The sequence below is a fragment of the Leptospira soteropolitanensis genome (genome assembly GCF_026151655.1).
GTDB classification, from domain to species: Bacteria; Spirochaetota; Leptospiria; order Leptospirales; family Leptospiraceae; genus Leptospira_A; species Leptospira_A soteropolitanensis.
Genome location: NZ_JAMQPN010000032.1, coordinates 1 through 3,319, shown reverse-complemented (window position 1 = coordinate 3,319; position 3,319 = coordinate 1). Strand labels below are relative to the sequence as shown.

The following is a 3,319-nucleotide window of genomic DNA, read 5'->3' as shown; positions in this document are numbered from 1 at the left end:
CTATCGCATAAATTTATGAATATAAACAATTTAGAAAAAACAATAGAAATAGTAGAAAAACGATTAGTTCAAACATCTGTCCTACAGGTAATAATTTCACTGACGGTTTTATATTTTTTATTTGATTCAATATTAGCATTATACCGAACATCAGTATTTGAAAAAAATATTATTAGCAGCACTAATATATATGGAAAGATTCAGCGTAATGAAAAATTACGTTCAATTCATTTAGACTATCTGGATAATCTTTATAAAAGTTTGGAGATATACAAAAGAGACTCGGCAGAAACAATCTGGTATAATGAATATAGTAAAATTCTAAAAAAAAGGAAAGATTTATTATCCTTATTAAAAGGAAGATTAAACATATTCGAATTTTCAATCCGCGAAAATGGAAAGCTAGAATACAACGATGGCATAGGCGTAAACGAATTTTGGTCAGGAATAGACAATTCAAAAATTCCAGTGAAAGCTAATGAACTTCTTGAGAATGTTTGGAAAATAAACTTTAAAAGTTTTTTTAAAGAAACCAACTCATTTAAAATCGGGCCCTTTGCAATAAAAAATGATTCAGATGATTTAGAATTTGAAACAGCGTTAAAAATTCAAAATTTTCTCCTCAGCTTACAAGAAATAGATAATGCACTTGAAGAAATTAGAAAGATAGATAAGTCGAATTTCTATAATAGAGAAATTGATGATCCAGACATTCAAGGGAGAATAACTGGTATAGAAATTAATATTTCCGAAACAAATAACAAAATCGAAGAAATAAATAGCGATATTGCAGAAAGTAAAAAAAAGCTATCCGAACGCATCAATTTCAAAGAGAAAAAAGAAGAACTGCGAGGTAAAAATTTCCAAACAATTACATTTTCGAATGTTTCAATTTCATTTCTTACTCTTTTATACCTTTACCCTATAATTGTATTTTCTTCACTAGTCTGGCTAGATATAAACGTTCGTCGTTTACAATACCTCTCTTCAAATATAAACATAAATGACAAATATTATTCTACATGGTTTTTAACTTATCCTGATACATATTCAAAAACCTTCGCATTGCTAATCTTTTTAGGACCAATGATAATGGGATTCTTAATTATACTTTACTTAGGAATATTCTATGATAAAGTTTCAGAACAACTCAACATTCCAATCAACATTACAGAATCTTTCGTTTTAACGGTAATTCAATTTTTGGGAATTTTATTTTCATTTTTAAAAATCAACAAAATTACTGATAAAATTTTATTAATAGTCAAGCAAAAGAAGATAAATTAGTTTATAAATATGCGACAGCGTATAACAGCAACTAACCGCTTCACTTCGGGACTTACGCCCTCGTTCGGTCTCCGACACATAGGCTTCTGGCACTCCCCTTGCATCCGCAAGTGTCGTGGCCAGTCCCTAACGTCCCGTTCGGGACTCAGGGCCAGCCTACGTCGGTTAGTCTAGTTCGTTATGCGCAATAATTCAAATGTATGCCTTAGGACTTGGGTAAAGGAAAAAAAATATTAAACGGATCTCAAAAAAATGATTGCATTACTTACCAAAATGATAAGTAATATAAAAAGTGATCAAATCATTTGCTGACAAGGAAACTCAGTCCCTTTGGAAAGGTAAATTCTCTAAGAAATTTCCTCCTGAATTGCAAAGGAAAGCACAAATGAAATTAGGAATGTTGAATAACATAAAAGATATTAAGGAATTAAAAATTCCTCCTTCAAATAAACTTCATAGTTTGGATGGAGACAGAAAAGGCCAATTTGCTATTTCAATCAATGATCAATGGAGAATTTGTTTTAGTTTTGATAATGGTGATGTCTTCGATGTTGAAATTGTAGATTATCATTAATTAATTTGGAGGTCCTATATGAAAAAAGAAACTTTTATCAATGTTCATCCTGGGGAAATTCTATCTGAAGAATTTCTTATTCCGTTAGAAATTTCGGCTTATCGCCTTGCAAAAGAAACAGGAATCCCTGAATCAAACATTTCAGATATTATTAACGGTAAAAGAAGTATTACTGCTGCTATTTCAATAAAATTAGGCAAATTTTTTGAACTCAATCCTCTGTTCTGGATTGGACTTCAAAATGATTTTGATATTAGATTAGAATCACATAAACTTAAATCTAAAATTAAAGATATAAAGTCCTTTAAAGATATTAGAAAGAAAAACGAAAAGAATAAAAAAATTAAGTCTGTGGCTTAATTTCTTACATGAATTACTGCGCATAACAGCGACTAACCGCTTCGCTTCGGGACTTACGCCCTCGCTCGGTCTGCGACACATAGGCTTCTGGCACTCCTCTTGCTTACGCAAGCGTCGTTCCAGTCCCTAACGTCCCTTCCGGGACTCAGGGTCAGCCTACGTCGGTTAGTCTAGTTCGTTATCTGCAATCGCAATAAATATAAATTAAAGATGAAAAATCCAAAACCAAATGAAGTAATAAAGAGAATATTGGCATTGCAACTACTAAGTGATCGCGGCTGGAAGGAAGTAGATTTTCAAAGTGATAAAATAAGTTTAAAGGAAAAAAATGATTCAATTAAAATATTTAATAAATTAAAGAAGTGGGCAACAGATGAAAAAATAACCAGCTATTTAACGAAAAATGAATATGAAAAGTATAACAAAGATCTTGGAACATTAAAAATTGAAGAATATGCAGAACTAACTTGGCAGATTGAAAAACTAATACCATTATTATGGGCTATAGGCGGTATTAATGAATTACCAGAATTTTCAATGCAATGTCAGAAGGAATACTACGACGATTTATTTTTCTTTAAACCTGAACCAATTAAGCTGATCAATAAAAAATATCTTACATCAGAAAAGAATTTAATACGTTCCAATAATGAAATTGAACTTTATAATGATGCATATATGTTATACAACTGGAGATGTAAAGAAATTTTATTAGGTAATAAAAAAAGAATTAATATAAAAGCTGAAATTCCAAAATTTTTCGGAAATGAAATAAGTGATGCATTTAATTTATTGCCTCTAGAAAAAAATGGAGATATTTTTGTTGAGACATTATCGCTAATAATTACGGAACTAAACAAAACCGAATTATCTCTCGTTCAGAAACTTGTAGAATACAGACAATATGCATTTATATGGCTATCGGGTGCTGAGAAAGATTGGGAATTAATTACTACAGATACATAAAATTTGCGACTGCAGATAACAGCGACTAACCGCTTCACTTCGGGACTGGCGCCCTCGTTCGGTCTGCGACACATAGGCTTTTGTCACTCCTCTTGCTTGCGCAAGCGTCGTGCCAATCCCTAACGTCCCGTC

4 protein-coding genes are annotated in these 3,319 nt (G+C 31.7%); all 4 read left to right on the top strand.

Going from position 1 to position 3,319, the window contains the following annotated elements:
• Nucleotides 1-1,287: coiled-coil domain-containing protein (locus ND811_RS18975; RefSeq protein WP_265365552.1), on the top strand; the 1,287-nt coding region annotated here is incomplete at its 5' end.
• Nucleotides 1,288-1,579: 292 nt separating this feature from the next.
• Nucleotides 1,580-1,861, top strand: coding sequence for a type II toxin-antitoxin system RelE/ParE family toxin (locus tag ND811_RS18970; protein WP_135781391.1), 282 nt, complete (start codon nt 1,580-1,582; stop codon nt 1,859-1,861).
• An 18-nt stretch (nt 1,862-1,879) separates the two neighbouring features.
• Nucleotides 1,880-2,221, top strand: a complete 342-nt coding sequence (locus tag ND811_RS18965; protein WP_238761866.1) for a HigA family addiction module antitoxin — start codon at nt 1,880-1,882, stop codon at nt 2,219-2,221.
• 210 nt (nt 2,222-2,431) lie between these two features.
• On the top strand, nt 2,432-3,187 hold the full coding sequence (locus ND811_RS18960; RefSeq protein ID WP_265353559.1) for a DUF4272 domain-containing protein: 756 nt from the start codon (nt 2,432-2,434) through the stop codon (nt 3,185-3,187).
• Nucleotides 3,188-3,319 lie beyond the last annotated feature (132 nt).

Coding starts and splice junctions, on each gene's coding strand:
- ND811_RS18960 (WP_265353559.1), top strand. CDS start 2,432: ATGAAAAATCCAAAACCAAATGAAGTAATAAAGAGAATATTGGCATTG.
- ND811_RS18965 (WP_238761866.1), top strand. CDS start 1,880: ATGAAAAAAGAAACTTTTATCAATGTTCATCCTGGGGAAATTCTATCT.